General features: G+C 69.7%; 15 protein-coding genes. 7 read left to right on the plus strand and 8 right to left on the minus strand.

Annotated features, from left to right (window positions below; all coding sequences use genetic code 11):
* The first annotated feature begins 6 nt into the window (after window positions 1-6).
* From J4573_RS15870 to J4573_RS15880, 3 genes are read left to right on the plus strand one after another with little or no spacing between them, the layout of a single operon-like run.
* A complete protein-coding gene (locus tag J4573_RS15870) occupies window positions 7-261 on the plus strand; it encodes a ferredoxin family protein (protein ID WP_208256250.1) in 255 nt (84 codons plus the stop codon).
* Entirely contained in the window at window positions 258-815 is a 558-nt protein-coding gene (locus J4573_RS15875) for a cupin domain-containing protein (RefSeq protein WP_208256251.1), read from the plus strand. The genes J4573_RS15870 and J4573_RS15875 overlap by 4 nt, the downstream gene beginning before the upstream one ends.
* Entirely contained in the window at window positions 812-2,167 is a 1,356-nt protein-coding gene (locus J4573_RS15880) for an aldehyde dehydrogenase family protein (protein ID WP_208256252.1), read from the plus strand. Before J4573_RS15875 ends, J4573_RS15880 begins: the two co-directional genes overlap by 4 nt.
* Window positions 2,168-2,177: 10 nt before the next feature.
* Here the strand turns inward: J4573_RS15880 and J4573_RS15885 are convergent, their stop codons facing one another.
* From J4573_RS15885 to J4573_RS15895, 3 genes are all read right to left on the minus strand, one after another.
* Window positions 2,178-2,933, minus strand: a complete 756-nt coding sequence (locus J4573_RS15885) for an AfsR/SARP family transcriptional regulator (RefSeq protein ID WP_208256253.1) — start codon at window positions 2,931-2,933, stop codon at window positions 2,178-2,180.
* A gap of 76 nt (window positions 2,934-3,009) precedes the next feature.
* Complete coding sequence (locus J4573_RS15890; RefSeq protein WP_243773093.1) at window positions 3,010-4,152, minus strand: alanine racemase; 1,143 nt, start codon at window positions 4,150-4,152, stop codon at window positions 3,010-3,012.
* Between the two features lie 695 nt (window positions 4,153-4,847).
* Window positions 4,848-5,669: a DUF3050 domain-containing protein gene (locus J4573_RS15895; protein ID WP_208256255.1), complete on the minus strand. Its 822-nt coding sequence runs from the start codon at window positions 5,667-5,669 to the stop codon at window positions 4,848-4,850.
* Window positions 5,670-6,085: 416 nt separating this feature from the next.
* Between J4573_RS15895 and J4573_RS15900 the strand changes: the two genes are divergently transcribed.
* Window positions 6,086-6,928, plus strand: a complete 843-nt coding sequence (locus J4573_RS15900; RefSeq protein WP_208256256.1) for an IclR family transcriptional regulator — start codon at window positions 6,086-6,088, stop codon at window positions 6,926-6,928.
* Between the two features lie 49 nt (window positions 6,929-6,977).
* On the opposite strand, the gene J4573_RS15905 is transcribed toward J4573_RS15900, so the two are convergent.
* From J4573_RS15905 to J4573_RS15920, 4 genes are all read right to left on the minus strand, one after another.
* Window positions 6,978-7,637, minus strand: a complete 660-nt coding sequence (locus J4573_RS15905; protein ID WP_208256257.1) for a fumarylacetoacetate hydrolase family protein — start codon at window positions 7,635-7,637, stop codon at window positions 6,978-6,980.
* A complete protein-coding gene (locus tag J4573_RS15910) occupies window positions 7,634-8,503 on the minus strand; it encodes a fumarylacetoacetate hydrolase family protein (protein ID WP_208256258.1) in 870 nt (289 codons plus the stop codon). The genes J4573_RS15905 and J4573_RS15910 overlap by 4 nt, the downstream gene beginning before the upstream one ends.
* A 270-nt stretch (window positions 8,504-8,773) precedes the next feature.
* Window positions 8,774-9,568, minus strand: a complete 795-nt coding sequence (locus tag J4573_RS15915) for an SDR family NAD(P)-dependent oxidoreductase (RefSeq protein WP_208256259.1) — start codon at window positions 9,566-9,568, stop codon at window positions 8,774-8,776.
* Between the two features lie 21 nt (window positions 9,569-9,589).
* On the minus strand, window positions 9,590-10,372 hold the full coding sequence (locus J4573_RS15920) for an SDR family NAD(P)-dependent oxidoreductase (protein WP_208256260.1): 783 nt from the start codon (window positions 10,370-10,372) through the stop codon (window positions 9,590-9,592).
* A 207-nt stretch (window positions 10,373-10,579) separates the two neighbouring features.
* Here J4573_RS15920 and J4573_RS15925 point away from each other — a divergent pair, with 207 nt between their 5' ends.
* The 3 genes from J4573_RS15925 (at window position 10,580) to J4573_RS15935 (ending at window position 13,984) form a co-directional block, all read left to right on the plus strand.
* A complete protein-coding gene (locus J4573_RS15925; protein ID WP_243773094.1) occupies window positions 10,580-11,263 on the plus strand; it encodes a carboxymuconolactone decarboxylase family protein in 684 nt (227 codons plus the stop codon).
* Window positions 11,264-11,341: 78 nt separating this feature from the next.
* On the plus strand, window positions 11,342-13,186 hold the full coding sequence (locus J4573_RS15930) for a bifunctional sugar phosphate isomerase/epimerase/4-hydroxyphenylpyruvate dioxygenase family protein (protein WP_208256261.1): 1,845 nt from the start codon (window positions 11,342-11,344) through the stop codon (window positions 13,184-13,186).
* Between the two features lie 114 nt (window positions 13,187-13,300).
* On the plus strand, window positions 13,301-13,984 hold the full coding sequence (locus tag J4573_RS15935; protein ID WP_208256262.1) for a TetR/AcrR family transcriptional regulator: 684 nt from the start codon (window positions 13,301-13,303) through the stop codon (window positions 13,982-13,984).
* Window positions 13,985-14,075: 91 nt separating this feature from the next.
* Here J4573_RS15935 and J4573_RS15940 read toward each other — a convergent pair whose 3' ends face one another.
* A complete protein-coding gene (locus J4573_RS15940; protein ID WP_208256263.1) occupies window positions 14,076-16,235 on the minus strand; it encodes an outer membrane protein assembly factor BamB family protein in 2,160 nt (719 codons plus the stop codon).
* Between the last annotated feature and the right edge of the window lie 13 nt (window positions 16,236-16,248).

A 16,248-nucleotide genomic window follows, 5' to 3' on the forward strand; every position in this document is an offset into this window, starting at 1 on the left:
CCACCGATGGCATTCGTGATCACCCAGCCCTGCGAGAACGTCAAGGACGGCGCCTGCGTCGATGTGTGTCCGGCGGACTGCATCGAGACCACCGAGGCGGCCGACCAGTACTTCATCGACCCGGAACGCTGCATCGACTGCGACGTCTGCGTGACCGTCTGCCCGGTCGACGCGATCTACCGGGACAGCGAGGTCCCCGCCGAGTGGGACTCCTACATCGCCAAGAACGACGCGTTCTTCAACGGCGGGAACGCCTCATGACGACCCCCGTCCGGAAACCGGACCTCAAGATCGTCAACTGGGCCGACTGTGAGATCGGCGCCGACATGACGCGGCTCTCGGTGTCGCACGCGCCCCGGCCCACCACGATGGCCGGAGCGGTGAACGCGACGGGCGAGGCGATGGTCCGTTCCGGGACCGCCGTCGGCGCCGACGTGATCAGGCTGGCCGCCGGCGCGGGCTTCGCCCCGCACACCCACCCGGGCCACCATGTGCTCACCGTGATCGCGGGCACCGGAACGATCACCTATGGCGGCCGGATCCACGAGACGCGCGCGGGACAGGTCTACATCATCGAGGGCGATGTCCCGCACGCCGTCGGCGCCATCACCGACCACCTGATCCTCGCGATCGGGGCGCCGCACAAGCCCGTCGACGCCCACGACCGGATGGAGCTGGTCCCCTACACCGAGGTGCTGGCCCCGGACGGCGACCTCGACTGCCTGATCTGCGGGGTGTCGGCCACCGCGCCGAAGATGCCGCACGATCTCGGCTGCCCGCACTGTCCCTGCGCCTCCTGCACGGGCCTGCGATGAGCACGCTGGAACTCCTCGATCCGCGCACCGGCGCCGTTCGCGGGCGGTCGCCGGACGGCGGCGCTCACGAGGTCGCGGCGGCCGTGGCCGAGGCGAGGACGGCGACCGGCGCGTGGGAAGGGCTCACGGTTCGTGAACGCGCCCGCCGCCTGCTCAGGCTGGCGGACAGGATCGAAGAGCAGGCCGCACTCTATGTCCGCCTCGAACAGGCCGGAACGGGCAAGCCCCGGCAACAGGCCCTCGACGAGGTCGGCCTCGCCGCCGATCTGTTCCGCTTCTACGCCGGAGCGGCACGGGCGGAGACGGGACCCGCGGCCGGGGCGCTGATCGACGGGCACGAGAGCTGGGTCCGCTGGGAGCCCTGCGGGGTGGTGGCGGCGATCGTCCCGTGGAACTACCCGCTCCTCATGGCCGCTTGGCGGTGCGCTCCCGCGCTGGCCGCCGGCAACACGGTGGTGCTCAAGCCGGCCGAGTCGACCCCGGATTCGGCCCGGCGGCTGGCCGAGGACGCCGCGGAGCTCCTGGGCCCCGGGGTGCTGAACGCTCTGACCGGCGGCCGCGAATGCGGGCGGGCGCTGGTCGAGGCCGAGGTCGACGCGATCGCGTTCACCGGCAGCGTGGTCGGCGGCCAGGACGTCTCGCGGCGCGCGGGAGTGCGCCGGGTCAGCCTGGAGCTGGGCGGCAACTGCCCCGTCCTGGTGTTCGCCGACGCCCCTGGCCGAACGTGGGAGGCGCTCGCCGACGCCGTCACCTACAACGCCGGGCAGAGCTGCGCTGGGCCGAGCCGGGTGGTCACCATCGGCGGCGATCACACCGAGGCGGTGGAACGGCTGGCCGCCGCGCTGACGGCCAGGTCGGCCGGCCCCGGCTTCGGCCCGCTCAACAATCCCGCTCAGGCCGAACGCTACGACAGGCTGGTGGGCAAGGCGGAGGCCGGCTTCCGCGCCACCGGGGGCGTCACCGTCACCGAGTCCGAGACGGGCGGCTTCTGGCGGCCGGCGTGCGTGCTGGCCGACCTGCCCGGCGACGATCCGGCGATCCGGGAGGAGGTGTTCGCGCCCGTTCTCACCGTTCAGCATGCCGCCGACGTCGACGCGGCGCTGCGCCTGGCCGCGAGCGTTCCGCAGGCGCTGGCGGCGAGCGTGTGGACCAGGGACATCGACTCGGGCCTGCGGGCCGCGCGGGCGTTGCGCGCCGGGGAGGTGTGGGTGAACTGCCACCTGGCGCAGACCGCCGAGCTGCCGCACGGCGGCCGTGCGGACTCGGGCACCGGTACCGATCTCAGCGTGCTCGCGCTGGCCGAGTACCGGCGTCCGAAGACCGTCACGGTGGACCTGTCGCTCACACGCTGAGCGGCACCGATCACACGCCGAGCGGCACGTCGCCGGTGAGGATCTTGGAATGCAGGCTGCGCAGCTCGCCGCTCGGCTCCAGGCCGATGTTCTCGACGAGGATCGTGCGGAACTCCCGGTAGGCCGACAGCGCCTCGGCCTGCCGGCCGTCCCGGTAGAGGGCGAGCATGAGCAGCCGCCAGAGCCGTTCGCGCAGCGGCTCCCAGCTCAGGGCCATCCGCAGGTGGTCGATCGCCTCATGGTTGCGGCCGAGCAGCAGGGACAGCCCCGCGAGATCCTGGATCGCGACGATCCGTTTCTCGTGCAGCCTGGTCGCGGCATCGCGGAGCGGCCCGCCGTCGGCGGTGAGGTCCTGCATCGCCTCGCCGCGCCACAGCCCAAGGGCCTGCTGGAGGAGCTCGGCGCGCAGCGGCGCGTCATGGTCGCCGCCGAGACCGACGCCGGCCTGGAACAGCTCCTCGAAGCGCAGCACGTCCACGTGGTCGGTCCGCACGGTCAGCTGGTAGCCGCGCGGAACGGTCTCGATCAGCGCCCCGGCCTGGTTCACGACCGGCCGCAGCGCCGACACGTAGGTCTTGATGTTGCCCTTGGCGAAACGCGGCGGATGGAGCGGCCACATCCCGTCGACGAGCTGGTCGATGCACACCGCGTGGTTGGCCCGGAGCAGGAGGAGCCCGAGCAGCTGGCGGTGCTTGGTCCGGCTGAGCCGAATCAGCCGGAGGTCCTCGTCGTAGATCTCGAGGTTGCCGAGCAGAAGGAATCTCATCGTCGACTCCGGTCAATGGCGGCCCGGTGAACGGGCCGCGCGACAGCCGCCCAGGTCAGGTCGAACTGTGGATCTGTCACTGCAATGCCACACCCCGGCCTCGGTAGGTCTGCCAGCGGTCCGCGACGCACTCGCCGTCGATCACCAGGAGCTCGTTGACGCGCTCGCACAGCTCCCCCGCCTTGGCGTGCCGGAAGATCACCAGGTCGCCGACGGCCAGCCCGCGGGCGGCGTCGCCGTGCAGCGGGGTCTGGGCCTCGCCCGCGGACTCGTTCGCGACGAAGCTCAGGCCCTCCGGGTAGGCGATCGTGGGCAGGCGATCGGCTCCCGGTGTGCCGGACGCCACCCATCCCCCGCCCGACACGGTGGCGATGTCGGCGCGGGGTTTGCGGACGACGGGGCAGGCGAAGAACGCGGCAGGGCTCAACGGCAGGTTCCGGTAGCGGGTGAACAGCCCGGGAGCGTAGATCCCCGACCCCGCCGCGATCTCGGTCACGGCGGGGTCGTCGGCGGTGAAGCCGACGCTGCCGGTGCCGCCGCCGTTGACGAACTCGGGCTCGAACACCTCGCGGACGGCCCGGATCGCGGCCGCCCGGCGGGGCCGGAGCTCCCGTTTGGACAGCCGCTGCATCGCCCGGACGGCAACGGCGCGCGGGCTTCGACCCGCGTCGTAGACGCCCGCGACCTGTCCCTCGTAGGCCATGATCCCGACCGGCGCGTAGCCGGGCCGGTCCACGACCTGCCGGGCGAAGTCCCGCAGCTCGGCCGGCCTGAACAGCGGCGACCGGCGCGCGCCGAAGTGCGCGGGCCCGACCCGCAGGCTCGCGTCCAGCTCCAGGCAGGCCCGCAGCACGGGCCGCGAGCGCGGGGGCGCCACGGAGTCGACGAGATCGAGCTGGTCGGGCGAGTCGAACATCAGGGTGATGTTCGTGCAGGCCGCCGCGTTCGCGACGAGCAGGCTCAACGCCTCCCGGTCGGCGGTGGGGTAACCGACGACGACGTCCCGGTAGCCGAGGCGATCGAGCATGAGCGCCTCGCCGAGCGTGAGCGCCAGCACGCCCCGGAACGCGCCCATCGCCAGCAGTTCGTCGAGCACGGGCAGGCAGCGGATCGATTTGGTGGCGACCCTGAGGGGCTTCCCCTTCGCCTGAACGACCAGCTCCTCGGCGTTGGCCCGGAGCGCCTGCAGATCGAGAAAACCGAAGGGCGGCGAACCCAAGGGCCCGCGCTCACCCTGAAGCACGGACTGCAACGACCTCAGCCGTGAGCTGATCGGGCGCTCCTTCCCCCGTACCGCAGTCGCGAAGCAAGGCCTGCGGCGATGACTACTCCCCCGCGGATTCCCTTCGGGCCGATGCTCGAGGCACCGGCCGGCCGGGCAAGTTGGACGAGCCTCCTCCGGCGCCCCGCGCGCCACAGGAGTCGAACCCGGTCACGAACCCCGTTCCAGCGACCACTCTGACCCGAGCGTCCGCCGTGCCACAAGGCTCATACTGACCATTTACAGCAGAGAAAGCGGCGCCGCCCAGACGTCGCCCCCACCCCCGATTGATCATTTGGCAAATAGCGCACGCAATTAATCGGAAATACGCTAAGCCGAGGGCGGATTCCCTGTCAACTAATCACACTGACCAAACGTGACTGCCAGCAATGATTTCCGTCACCGGAATCATGCGACCTGCGCCAAGGGGTGCATTTGATCTTGTGTGACTTACATCACATTCTCACGGGCTGTAATGAGCCACCAGAAGCTCAAGCGTGACGGCACCCCTACACCGCCCCAGTCGGAACAGCCGACGAACACGGGGTTCACGAGGCCCCGGCTTGACACCACAGAAGGCGATGTAAAACCCCCGCGCCCACTTCGTCGCACCGTTCAGGGAAGCCATTCCGGAACGGACGGCCCGAACAGACCTATCCGGCCTGCTCCACCGCGACCCGCCCGGAGCCGGCCCGGACGGCCGCCAGGATCCCGTCCCAGAACGCGAGCCGGGCCTTGAGCGCCGTCCGCGCCGTGTTCGCGCAGTGCCGCCATTTCGCGTCGTCGTCTCCGCACAGGTCGATGAGCATGCGCATCGCCATCGGCGTGTGCTCGTCGGCGTCCACCTCGATGTGACGGCTCAGGTAGTCCTTGAACGACGCCAGCCGGCCGTCGGGGTCGTCGATGCCGACGATGTGCTCGAACATGTCGGGGATGAGGTCCTCCCGGCCGAACGCGAACGCGGCGGCCTGGCAGTAGACGGGAGTCTCGCTGAGAACGTGCCACGTCCTGCTCACGAAGTCGGCGGCGGGCCCGGGAACGGGCGTGCATTCCAGTGCTTCCCAGATGTCGCGTCCCGCCCGCAGTTCGTCGACGAACGCCTCGATCGGCGCGGTGTCGGCCTGGGCCTCCTTCATTCCGCGCAGATAGAGCTCGAAATGACTGGTGAAGCCCCCGCCGAACTCGTCGCTCTCCTCGATGAGCACGATCTCGTTGATCAGACGCCGGCTCGAACTGGGACCGGACGGCACCCACGGCACCTGCACGCAGGTGAGCTCCCGCTGCAGCTTCTTCAGCAGCGACATGAAGTCCCACACGGCGAATACGTGGTGCTCCATGAAGCACGCCACGTCACCGCCCGAGTCCAGGCTCGTATAGATCGGATGACCGACGATGTCGTCCCGTAGCGGAGCGATCGACTCCTGAAGCGACAGCAAACCCGGATGCTCGTGGTCGAAATGGTAGCGAGAGTTCATTGATGAAGCCCTTCGATGGATATACCGCTGAGGATCGAATTTCTGCACTCCGGCGAGAGTAACCTCAAAGCGGGATGGCAAATCAGGCGAAATCAAGCCATTAACGCAGCCAGAACTAACAGCGCGCGCCACCTTCCCGGATTTCAACGGAGAGCTTTCACCCCGCCACCGGGAAGCACGACCAGGCCGAGTGCTTGCTCAGCCTTGACTGACGAGTGTCCGCCCCTTCCACACCTGGGACGAGGCCGTCCGCTGCCTTCAGTCCCTCGAAGCCGAGCAAGTCTCAGCGAACGGAGCCACCGCAACCTGGACCCGGCAGATCAGTAACACGGGGCGGCGGACCAGCCTCGGGGCACTTTGAGCGTTGGCCGCACTCTGCTCTACTTCCGTAGGATGGAACGTTCATCTTTTGGCAGATGAGCACGGAGAGTGAGGTGTGTGTGCCGCCGCGCAAGCAAGGGACGCAGGGCCCGGCCGATGGCCAGGGTCGCTCCAACGACGGCTACCACGTAGGGGCGCTCGCGAAGGGGCTGCGCCTCCTTGAGCTGTTCTCGGAGCAACGCCCGTCGATGAAGCTGACCGACATGGCCGCCGAGACGGGCTTGCCGTTGCCGACTGCGTTCCGGATGGCGGCCACGCTGGCGTCCGAGGGGTTTCTGGAGCAGCTGCCGGACGGGGCGTACCGGCCCGCGCCAAAGGTCCTCACGCTGGGTTTCTCCGCGCTGCGCAGCCTGGACCTGGTCCAGCTCGCGGCCGCCCCGCTGCACCGCCTCGTCGAGGCGACCGGGCAGACGGTGAACCTCGGCGTGCTGTCCGGCGACCAGGTGCTGTATCTGGTCCGGCTGCGCAACAACGACCTTGTGACAGCGAACATCCAGGTCGGGTCGCGGCTCCCGGCCGTGCGGACCTCGATGGGCAAGCTGCTGCTCGCGCACCTGGACGCCGGCGAGCTGGACAAGCTGCTGACCGAGGCGTCGTTCGGCGGGGCGGCGGGGCCCAATGCGGTGCGGTCGCTGGACGAGCTGCGCCCCGCTCTCGCCGAGACGCGCGAACGCGGCTGGGCGGTGCAGGACGAGGAGCTGGCCTACGGCCTGCGGTCGGTGGCCGGGCCCGTGCGAGGCGCCTCCGGGGCGGTCGTGGCCGCGGTGAACGTGGCCGTCCCCGCGACCCAGGTCTCCACGTCCGAGCTCCTGGACGAGGTACGTCCGCTCGTCCAGGAGACGTGTGCGGAGATCTCCCGGCTCCTCGGCGCGCCCTGACCCCGGCCCAGAGCCGGACCCGGGCCCGGCTCTGGGCCGCCGTCCGAGGTCAGGCGTCGGCGGCGGGGACGAATCGCTGGGTGATGCGGCCGACGCCCTCCAGCTCGCTGACCAGGACCTCGCCGGGCCGGATGTCCGGGGTGACCAGCCACGGCCCGGTCGGCCCGAAGTTCGTGAACGACTTCGCCAGGCTGAACTGCGGTTTCGCGCCGGCGAGCTGCGAGGTGCGTTCGGACAGGTCCTGGCCCACGGTGAGGCCCGCGACACGGTCCCAGGCGTCCTCGCGCCGGACGCGCCACGCCTCCCGGGAGATCGCGACGACCGCCTCGACCTCCCAGTCCACGGTGCCGGACGGCAGCTCGACCTCGCAGTCGGGCCCGGCCAGGCAACTGGGGAACTTGGTGAACGTCACGGGCGCCGAGTCCGGCGGGTACCCGGCCTCGCGGGCATGCTCGGCGTAGTTGATGCCGATCGCGAACACCTGGGACGGCCGCGGCACGGGCGGGCCGAGATCCTCGACCGCGAACGGCGTGCCCGCGGGGGTCGGCGAAGCAGCGTCCTGCGACGCGGCCCAGTCGCGGAAGGCGTCCCACTCGGCGAAGACGGCCTGCGGGTCGGCGGGGAAACGGCCGCCGCTGGCCTCGGCCACGTCGACGGCCGTGTCGTCCTCGACCAGGACGAGGCGGCCCTTGAGGTTGGCGATCCTCACCAGTCGACCCGTTCCGGCGCGGGCTCACCGTGGGCGTCCTGCCAGGAGACGACGGGGTTGCGCAGCGTGCCGACGCCGTCGATCTCGGCCTCCACGACGTCGCCGGGACGCAGGTAGAAGTCGAACGGGTTCGGCTGGACGGCGGCGACGCCGGAGACGGTGCCCGTGGTGATGATGTCGCCGGCGCTGTAGGTCTGCGGCGAGTGGTAGGCGACCAGGTGCGGGATCGAGACGCGCATCTGCTTGGTGTGCCCGGTCTGCCGGACCTCGCCGTTGACGCGCAGCCGCATCGCCAGGTCCTGCATGTCGTCGATCTCGTCGGCGGTGACGATCCAGGGGCCGATCGGGCAGAACGTCTCGATCGCCTTGCTGAAGGAGAAGACGCCGGACTCCATCTCGCGCCGCTGGATGTCGCGGGCGGTGATGTCGTTGAAGACCGTGAAGCCCGCGATGTGCTCGACCGCCTCGTCCGGCCCGAAGAACTTGCCGGGCCTGCCGATGATGACGGCCAGCTCCAGCTCGTAGTCCAGCTCCTTGGTGAGGTGCTCGGGGTAGACGATCGGCTCGTCCGGCCCGATGACGGCGTCGACGTTCTGGAAGAACACGATGCCCTTGTGCACCGGGTGCGACCAGTTGACGGCCTGGAGCTCCTCGTGGTGGTCGGCGAAGTTGCCGGCCGTGTGGAAGAACTTCTTCGGCTGGATCGGCGCCCGCAGCCGCACGTCCGCCAGCTTCAACCGTTCGCCGGTCTCCCCGACGCGGCCCTCGCGTTCGAAGTACGCGCGGGTGGACGGGACGTCCAGCTCGATGACGTCGTCGCCGTCCAGCCGGCCGACCCGGCCTTCGTCAAAGGTGATCAGTTTCATTGGTTCCCGTTCCTTGTCTTGCCAGTGGATCAACGGCTCAGAGGCGGTCGGGACGGCCTCTGGAGGCGTGTTTCTCTAGTGCCGAAAGCACGGCGTTGACGGCTGGCGCGCCGACGCAGACGAGCAGCACCATGGCGTCGAGTGGTGCGGCGCCGTGGTTGGTGATCTGCGTCGAGATGAACTCCAGCGGTGCCGTGTCGTGTCCTCACCGAGAGTCGTGTCCCCGCCGGGAGGTGACGCCTTCCGCATGCTGCTGCCGGGGCATCGGCGTCAGGCGCCGACCATGTTGAACCCGCCGTCGGCGAGCATGTAGGCGCCCGTGATGTGCGAGGCGTCGTCGGTGGCCAGGAACAGCGCGGTGCCCGCGACGGCCTCGGGCGGCGGGATCTGGCCCATCGGCGTCTGCGCGATCAGCTTCTCGCGGCGGCCGGACTTCCAGTCCTCGCGTTCCAGCGTGGCGCCGGTCTCCATGAAGCCGGGCGCGAAGGTGTTCACCCGGACGGCGGGCGCGAACGCGGCGGCATAGGACTTGGTGATGCCGAGCAGGCCGTACTTGGCCGCGGCGTACTGCGGAGCCCGCGCGCTGCCACGGACCACGACCGTGGAACCGATGTTGACGATCGCGCCGTGCCCCTGCTCCAGCATCCGCGCGCCGAACTCGTGCGTCATCAGCAGCGTGCCCTTGACGTCCACGTCGATGACGCGGTCGAGGGACTCCTGGGTCAGCGCGCGCCACGACATCTGCTCGGTCGCGACGTCCCCGACGTTGTTGACCAGGACGTCCAGCTCGCCGGCCAGCTCGAACGCCTCGTCGGCCAGATGGCGAATCGCCTCCCATGACGAGATGTCGGCCTGCACGACGAACGCCTCGCCGCCCGCGTCCTGAACCCGCTGGGCGGTGCGTTCGGCACCCTGCTTGGAGCTGTTGTAGTGCACGCCGACCCGGGCGCCCTCCCGCGCGGCGCGGACGGCGATCTCGGCGCCGAACCCGGTGCCGGCGCCCGTCACCAGCACGGTCTTGCCCTCGAAGCGAGGGAAGATCTTGGCTTCCGCGGTGTTGTCCATGTGACTTCTCCCGGTGTGTGCTCAGACGAGCGTGCGGCCGCCGTCGACGTACATGACGTGCCCGGTCATGAACGCGGCGTGCGGTGAGGACAGGAACAGGATCGGGCCGACGACCTCGGCGGTCGTGCCGAGCCGCCCGGCGGGTACCAGCCGGACCAGATCTTCACGTACGCCCGGTTGCTCCAGGTAGTCGGCGGTCAGGGGCGTCTCGACGTAGCCGGGCGCCACCGCGTTCACGGTGACCCCGCGGGAGGCCCATTCGGCCGCCATGACCCGCATCATCTGGTTCATGCCGCCCTTGGACGCGGCGTACGGCGCGTGCTTCCGGTGCGCCAGGTGCCCCGAGACCGACGACAGGAAGACGACGCGTCCGCCACCGGCCTCGATCATGTGGCGGCCGGCCGCCTGCGCCGCGCCGAACGCGGTGAACAGGTTGGTCCGCAGGATCCGCTCCCAGTCCGCCTCGCTGAACTCGAGAACCGGGCGCCTGTCGTTGATGCCGACACAGTGCAGCAGGACGTCCAGCCCACCCATCTTCTCGGCCGCCTCGCGAACCACCGCGGCGCCGGCGCCCTCTTCGGTGAGGTCCGCGGGGATCGTGTGGGGCGCCGAGCCGTTCGGGCCGGCGGGAAGCGCGTCCAGCCGGTCGGCGTCCCGGTCCACGGCGGTGACGACCGCGCCGGCCCCCAGGTAGCCGCGGACGCATTCCGCTCCGATCCCGCCTATCCCCAGCACCAGCACCCGGGCGCCGTGCAGGCCCAGCCACCCGGTGCCCGCGTCCGGCACCTGAGTCCCCTCTGCCACTTGCGAGTCCCCATCCTTCGGATTACTTTCATTCAGTGAAAGTAACTTTCAATATTTGAGGAGTATGGAGTGACCGGGCTCACCACGTCAAGCAACCGAGAGGCCGGCCCCTCGCACGACTCCCGCAGGAATCGCGATGACCTCCTCAGCCGCGTCCAGCGCTGAAGGCTCACGCCGCCACATCGCACCAGCGATATCGCGGCGCTCATGGGCAAGGTCCTGCTCGCCCGGCACCGCCCCGGTGACCGCCACCGACATCACTACGAGACTGAGGACGCGATGACACGCCAGCAGGCCTTTACGCCCGACGAGCTGGACGGAGAACGGCTGGCCGTCTACCGCTCGATCACCGAAGGCCCTCGGGCTCGCGGCCCCAGACTGTTCGAGCTGGTCTCCGAATCGGGGAGCCTCCTCGGCCCCTTCAACGAATTCCTGCTGAGTCCGCGGCTCGGCGACGCCCTCCAAAACCTTGGCGCGGCCATCCGCTACGAGAGCTCCCTCAGCGGCCGCGCGCGCGAGATGGCGATCCTGGTCGTCGCCGCCGCCTGGGACAGCGCGTTCGAACGGTCCGCCCACGAGGCCGTCGGCCGATCCGTCGGGCTCACCGAATCCGAACTGACCGCCATCGCCTCACAGGCACCGCTCGACCTCGACGATCCGCACGAGGCCGCGGTCCTGCGCCTCACCCGCGCGCTCGTGACCGGCGACGTCGACGACGCGACATGGTCGGCCTGCGTCCCCCCGCTCAATCGTGAAACCGTCTTCGAACTGACCACCCTGGTCGGCTACTACGCCACCCTCGCGCTCCAGATGCGAACCTTCCGCATCGCCGACCCGGGCATCCCCGTGCCCGAACGCCGGCCGGATCCCCAAAGGCCCGACGCCCACTGAACCGGGTCGGCCTGCAATGAGGCGACTGGGCGTAAGATAACGTACTAGTTCGTCCATTACTGGGAGGCGGGCCGCCGCATGCGCAAGTCCATCGCCACCGTGTCCCTCAGCGGCTCTCTCGCCGACAAACTGACAGCCGCCCATGCCGCCGGTTTCAGCGGCGTTGAGATCTTCGAGAACGATCTGGTCTCCAGCGCGCCGGCTCCGGAGGACGTGCGGCGCCGCGCCTCCGACCTCGGACTTGAGGTCCTGCTCTACCAGCCGTTCCGCGACTTCGAGGCCGTTCCGCCCGACCGCCTCGCCGCGGGGTTGCGCCGCGCGGAGCACAAGTTCGCCGTGATGGAGCGACTGGGGGTCGAGCAACTGCTCGTGTGCTCCAGCGTCTCGCCGGCGGCGGTGGACGACGATGCGCTCGCCGCGCAACAGCTGCGGATCCTTGCCGAGCGTGCGGCCGAACACGGCATTCGGATCGCCTACGAGGCGCTGGCATGGGGTCGCCACGTCAGCGATTACCTGCACGCTTGGCGGATCGTGCGGATGGCCGATCATCCGAACCTCGGCCTGTGCCTGGACAGCTTCCACATCCTGGCCCGCGAGGTCGCCCCCTACGCCATCGAGACGATCCCCGGCGACAAGATCTTCTTTCTGCAGCTCGCCGACGCGCCCACCCTGCCGATGGACGTCCTGCACTGGAGCCGCCACTATCGCTGCTTCCCTGGTCAAGGTGACCTCGATGTGGCGGGGCTCGTGTGCAACGTTCTGCGGGCAGGCTATGACGGGCCACTGTCCCTGGAGGTGTTCAACGACATCTTCCGGCAGGCGGCAGCCATGCGTACGGCCCAGGACGCGATGCGCTCCCTGATCGCGCTGGAGGAGCAGGTCGGCGCCCGCCTCGGCGATTCGCCACATGCTGCGGGGTTGGCGCTGCCGCCTCCCCCGGTCGTTCCGACCGGATTCGCGTTCGCGGAGCTGGCGACGCCGGACCCCGGCTCGCTGGCCGGGCTGCTGAACGCGCTCGGATTCGTCCGTACCGGAACGCACCGGCACAAGTCCGTCAGCCTGTGGGAGCAAGGCGATGCGCGGATCCTGCTGAACCACGGAAGCCCCGAGAGCCCCGATGGTCCGGCACTCTCCGCGATCGGGCTGGAATCCCCCTCCCCCGCGGCGGCCGTCAAACGCGCCGAGGCGCTCCTGTCCCCGGTCCTGCCGCGCGTCTGGGATCCGCACGACGCGCCGCTGGACGCCGTCGCCGCCCCGGACGGCACCGATCTGTTCTTCTGCCGGACGGGACGGCCGGATCATCCGAGCTGGACCGGCGACTTCTCGGAAGACCGGCAGGACGCGCCGGGCGACCCCGGCGAGATCACTCATATCGACCACGTCGCGCTCACCCAGCCGTGGCACCAGTTCGACGAGGCGTCCCTGTTCTACAAGAGCGTCCTAGGTCTGCGCCCCCACGAGAGCCTCGAGCTGCCCGACCCTTACGGCCTGCTGCGCAGCAGGGCGGTCTCTACCGAGGACTCCGGTGTCCGCATCGCGCTCAACGTCGCCTACATCGGTACGCACGAGACCGATCTCAGCGTGGCCTGGCAGCACATCGCGCTGGCCAGCCGGGACATCATCGCCACCGCCCGCAGGCTCCGCGCCGCCGGGCTCGCCCCGCTGCCCGTTCCGGCGAACTACTACGACGACCTCGAGGCCAGGCACGACCTGCCCCCGGAAAGGCACCGGCTCCTCCGCGAGCTCGGGCTGCTGTACGACCGGGACGACCACGGCGAGTTCCTGCAGTTCTACACCGTCACCGCAGGCCGGGTGTTCTTCGAGATCGTTCAGCGCATCGGGGGCTATGTGGGCTACGGCGCGGTCAACGCGCCCATCCGCTTGGCCGCCCAGCACACGTCGCCCCATCACCGCTCCTCCTGAGCTGCCGGGCCGACCGCTCCCCCGCCGTCGCCGTCCGGCCACGGTCAGGAGCGGTGGACGGCTCTGCTTCCGCCGTAGGATGAGTCGCACTCCGAAACCACCTCGTGGAGTCCCATGTCGCCGCAGTCCACCAGACCCGCCACTGGAGAGCGCCAGCGTGACGCCGACCGGACCCGAGCGGAGATCCTGGACGTGGCGCAGCGCGAGTTCGCCCGGCACGGGTTCGCGGGCGCGCGGGTGGACGACATGGCGGCGCTCATGCGCACGACCAAGCGGATGATCTACTACTACTTCGGGGGCAAGGAGCAGCTGTACGTCGCGGTCCTGGAGAAGGCCTACCGCGAGGTCAGGGAGCTGGAGTCGACGATCGACGTCCAGCATCTGGCTCCGGTGGACGCGATCCGCACGCTGGCCGAGCTGACCTTCGACCATCACGAGGCGCACCCGGACTTCATCAAGCTCGTCAGCATCGAGAACATCCACCAGGCCGAGCACCTGCGCACGTCGCAGGCGCTGGTGAACCTGGGCGCGCCGGTGACCGACCTCATCTGCCAGATCCTCGAGGCCGGCCGTGCCAGCGGTGACTTCGTCGCCGAGGCCGACGCCGTCGACGTGCACATGATGATCAGCTCGTTCTGCTTCTTCCGGATCGCCAATCAGCACACCTTCGGCGCTCTCTTCGGCCGGGACATGACCGCCCCGGAACACCGGGACCGTTATCGCAGGATGGTCGGCGAGATGGTCGTCGCCTACCTGACCGGCGCCGGGAGCAAGGCGGGGGCACACCATCCCGAGTGACCGCCCGCCGTCACCGCGGCATTTCCGCCACGACCGGCGGGCGGTTCAGATCGGGACCGTTCAGGATTCCGACGTGCATCGGCTCTCCGCTTCACTGGACGACGATCTTGCCGGTGCTCTGGGGGAAGACGGGGTCGTTGTAGAAGTACTCCCCGGCCTTGGTGAAGGTGTGCTGGTGCATCTCGCCCGGCTTCAGCCGGCCGGTGGTGAACTCGTGCTCGAAGAACGACGCGGCACCGTGCGTGTGAGCGTTGTCGGCCGGGTTGGCGAAGGTCACCTCGGTGCCCACTGGCACCGTCATGTGCTGAGGTGACATGGCGTTCTGGGCGACGGTGTTCTCCGCGGCTCCGGGGGCGTTCGCCGCGGCGTCCCAGATGCGCCCGAGCGTGATGGTGTTGTGCGCGGCGGATCCCGCGACGGCCGGGGTGCGGATCTGGTTTCGCTTGGACGGCGGGGCCGGGGTGGGCGCGGGGCCGACCTTGCCGCCGAGCTTGAACGCCCAGAGGTGGTCGCCCTTGGGGATGTCGGGATAGGGCAGGCTGTTGCCACCGGCGAGTACGGCGATGTACTGCTCGCCGTCGATCTCGTAGCTGATCGGGCTGGTGTGGACGCCTGCGCCGCACTGCCATTTCCACAGGTCGCGGCCGTCGGTGTCGTCCATGGCGACGAGCACCCCGTCGGGGCCGCCTTGGAACATGACCCGGCCCGCCGTGGTGAGGATCCCGTTGCCGTGGGCGAGCGACCAGTCGCCTTCCTTGCGCCACACGGGCCGGTTGGTGCGCGGGTCGACGGCCACGATGCCGCCGGAGAAGTACTCCCCGAGAGGCCGCGCGGTGTTCACGCGTCCGCCGTTGGTGTTGGAGTAGGACGAGTTGATGAGCCCGTACCCGACGTAGATGAATCCCGTGTGGGGGTTGAAGGAGAGGTACGACCAGTCCGCGCCCCCACCGGCGCCGGGGAACAAGATGGTGGCTTCGTCCCAGAACGGCGTGTAGATCGCCCCGGTCGGGTAGTACGGGACGGGCCTGGTGGTGTCGTGGTAGCTCGGCGCCTGGTGGATGAAGGGCTCGCCGCCCGGGAACGGCTGCGTCGGCCAGGTCTTCTGGCGCGCGTCCTGCGGAACGGGGCGTTCGGTGATGCCGTGGACGGGCTTGCCGTTCTCGCGGTCGAGGATGAAGTACATCCCGCTCTTGCTGCCGTACACCACGACCTTGCGCTTGCGATGGCCGATCTGCAGGTCGGCCAGCACCGGCGCCATGACGTTGTCGAAGTCCCAGATGTCGTGATGCACGGCTTGGAAGTGCCAGCGTCGCTTACCGGTCTTCGCGTCGATGGCGACCAGGCAGTTGGAGAAGAGGTTGGCGCCGCCCCGGGTGGAGCCGTTGGTCCGCGGGTACGGGTTGCCGAACGTCCAGTAGACGAGGCCGAGTTCGGGGTCGATCGCGGGGTGGATCCAGCACACCGCGCCCCCGGTCTTCCAGCTCTCGCCCTCCCAGGTGTCGTTGCCGTACTCGCCCGGCCCCGGCGCGCCCCAGAACGTCCAGACGACCTCGCCCGTCTTGGCGTTCAGGGCATAGGCACGGCCGCGTGCTCCCGCGGTGCTCCCTTCTGTGCCGACGTAGATCAGGCCGTCCCAGTAGACGATCGCACCGGCGAGGCCCCCGCGATTGCCGCCGCACTGGCCGTTCTGCGGGTCACAGCCCGGATCGCCCTCGCCGGGTATGAGCAGCTCCCGCTGCCACACCACGGCACCGGTCTCCTGGTCGAGGGCGTAGACGATGTTGGCGCCCGAGGTGGTGAAGACCAGTCCCTCCCCCAGGCCGACCCCGCGCATGTTGGTCTGTTGTGAGCCGACGTTGGTCTTCCACTTGATCTCGCCGGTGCGGCCGTCGACGGCGAAGACGTTCTGCTGGGCGGACTGGACGTACAGCACGCCGTCCTGGGCGACGATCGTGCTCTGCTGGGCGCGCCCGGTCGTGCTGCCGCCTTCCACGTTGATGTGCCAGGCACCGCCGAGGTGCCGGACGTTGCCGCGGGTGATCGTGCGGAGCGTGGAGTGGTTCTGGTTCCCGTAGTCGCCGCCGACCTTGGGGAAGTTCCGCGCTGCCCGGCCGAGCGCGACGGGCTGGCGCGGCACGGGCAGCGCGAGCCGGGAGCCGGCCCCCTCGGCGGCGGCGGGCTGTTGGCGAAGCGGGTTGAAGGCCACCGTGCCGGCGACCGCAGCGCCGGTCAGGAAGTCCCGTCTCTTCATTCTGCCCTCCGAC

The organism is Actinomadura barringtoniae (assembly GCF_017573505.1).
In the GTDB taxonomy this organism is placed as follows: Bacteria; Actinomycetota; Actinomycetes; order Streptosporangiales; family Streptosporangiaceae; genus Spirillospora; species Spirillospora barringtoniae.

Coding starts and splice junctions, on each gene's coding strand:
- J4573_RS15910 (WP_208256258.1), bottom strand. CDS start 8,503: ATGAAACTGATCACCTTTGACGAAGGCCGGGTCGGCCGGCTGGACGGC.
- J4573_RS15940 (WP_208256263.1), bottom strand. CDS start 16,235: ATGAAGAGACGGGACTTCCTGACCGGCGCTGCGGTCGCCGGCACGGTG.
- J4573_RS15880 (WP_208256252.1), top strand. CDS start 812: ATGAGCACGCTGGAACTCCTCGATCCGCGCACCGGCGCCGTTCGCGGG.
- J4573_RS15875 (WP_208256251.1), top strand. CDS start 258: ATGACGACCCCCGTCCGGAAACCGGACCTCAAGATCGTCAACTGGGCC.
- J4573_RS15895 (WP_208256255.1), bottom strand. CDS start 5,669: ATGAACTCTCGCTACCATTTCGACCACGAGCATCCGGGTTTGCTGTCG.
- J4573_RS15915 (WP_208256259.1), bottom strand. CDS start 9,568: ATGGACAACACCGCGGAAGCCAAGATCTTCCCTCGCTTCGAGGGCAAG.
- J4573_RS15870 (WP_208256250.1), top strand. CDS start 7: ATGGCATTCGTGATCACCCAGCCCTGCGAGAACGTCAAGGACGGCGCC.
- J4573_RS15900 (WP_208256256.1), top strand. CDS start 6,086: ATGAGCACGGAGAGTGAGGTGTGTGTGCCGCCGCGCAAGCAAGGGACG.
- J4573_RS15885 (WP_208256253.1), bottom strand. CDS start 2,933: ATGAGATTCCTTCTGCTCGGCAACCTCGAGATCTACGACGAGGACCTC.
- J4573_RS15925 (WP_243773094.1), top strand. CDS start 10,580: ATGGGCAAGGTCCTGCTCGCCCGGCACCGCCCCGGTGACCGCCACCGA.
- J4573_RS15935 (WP_208256262.1), top strand. CDS start 13,301: ATGTCGCCGCAGTCCACCAGACCCGCCACTGGAGAGCGCCAGCGTGAC.
- J4573_RS15930 (WP_208256261.1), top strand. CDS start 11,342: ATGCGCAAGTCCATCGCCACCGTGTCCCTCAGCGGCTCTCTCGCCGAC.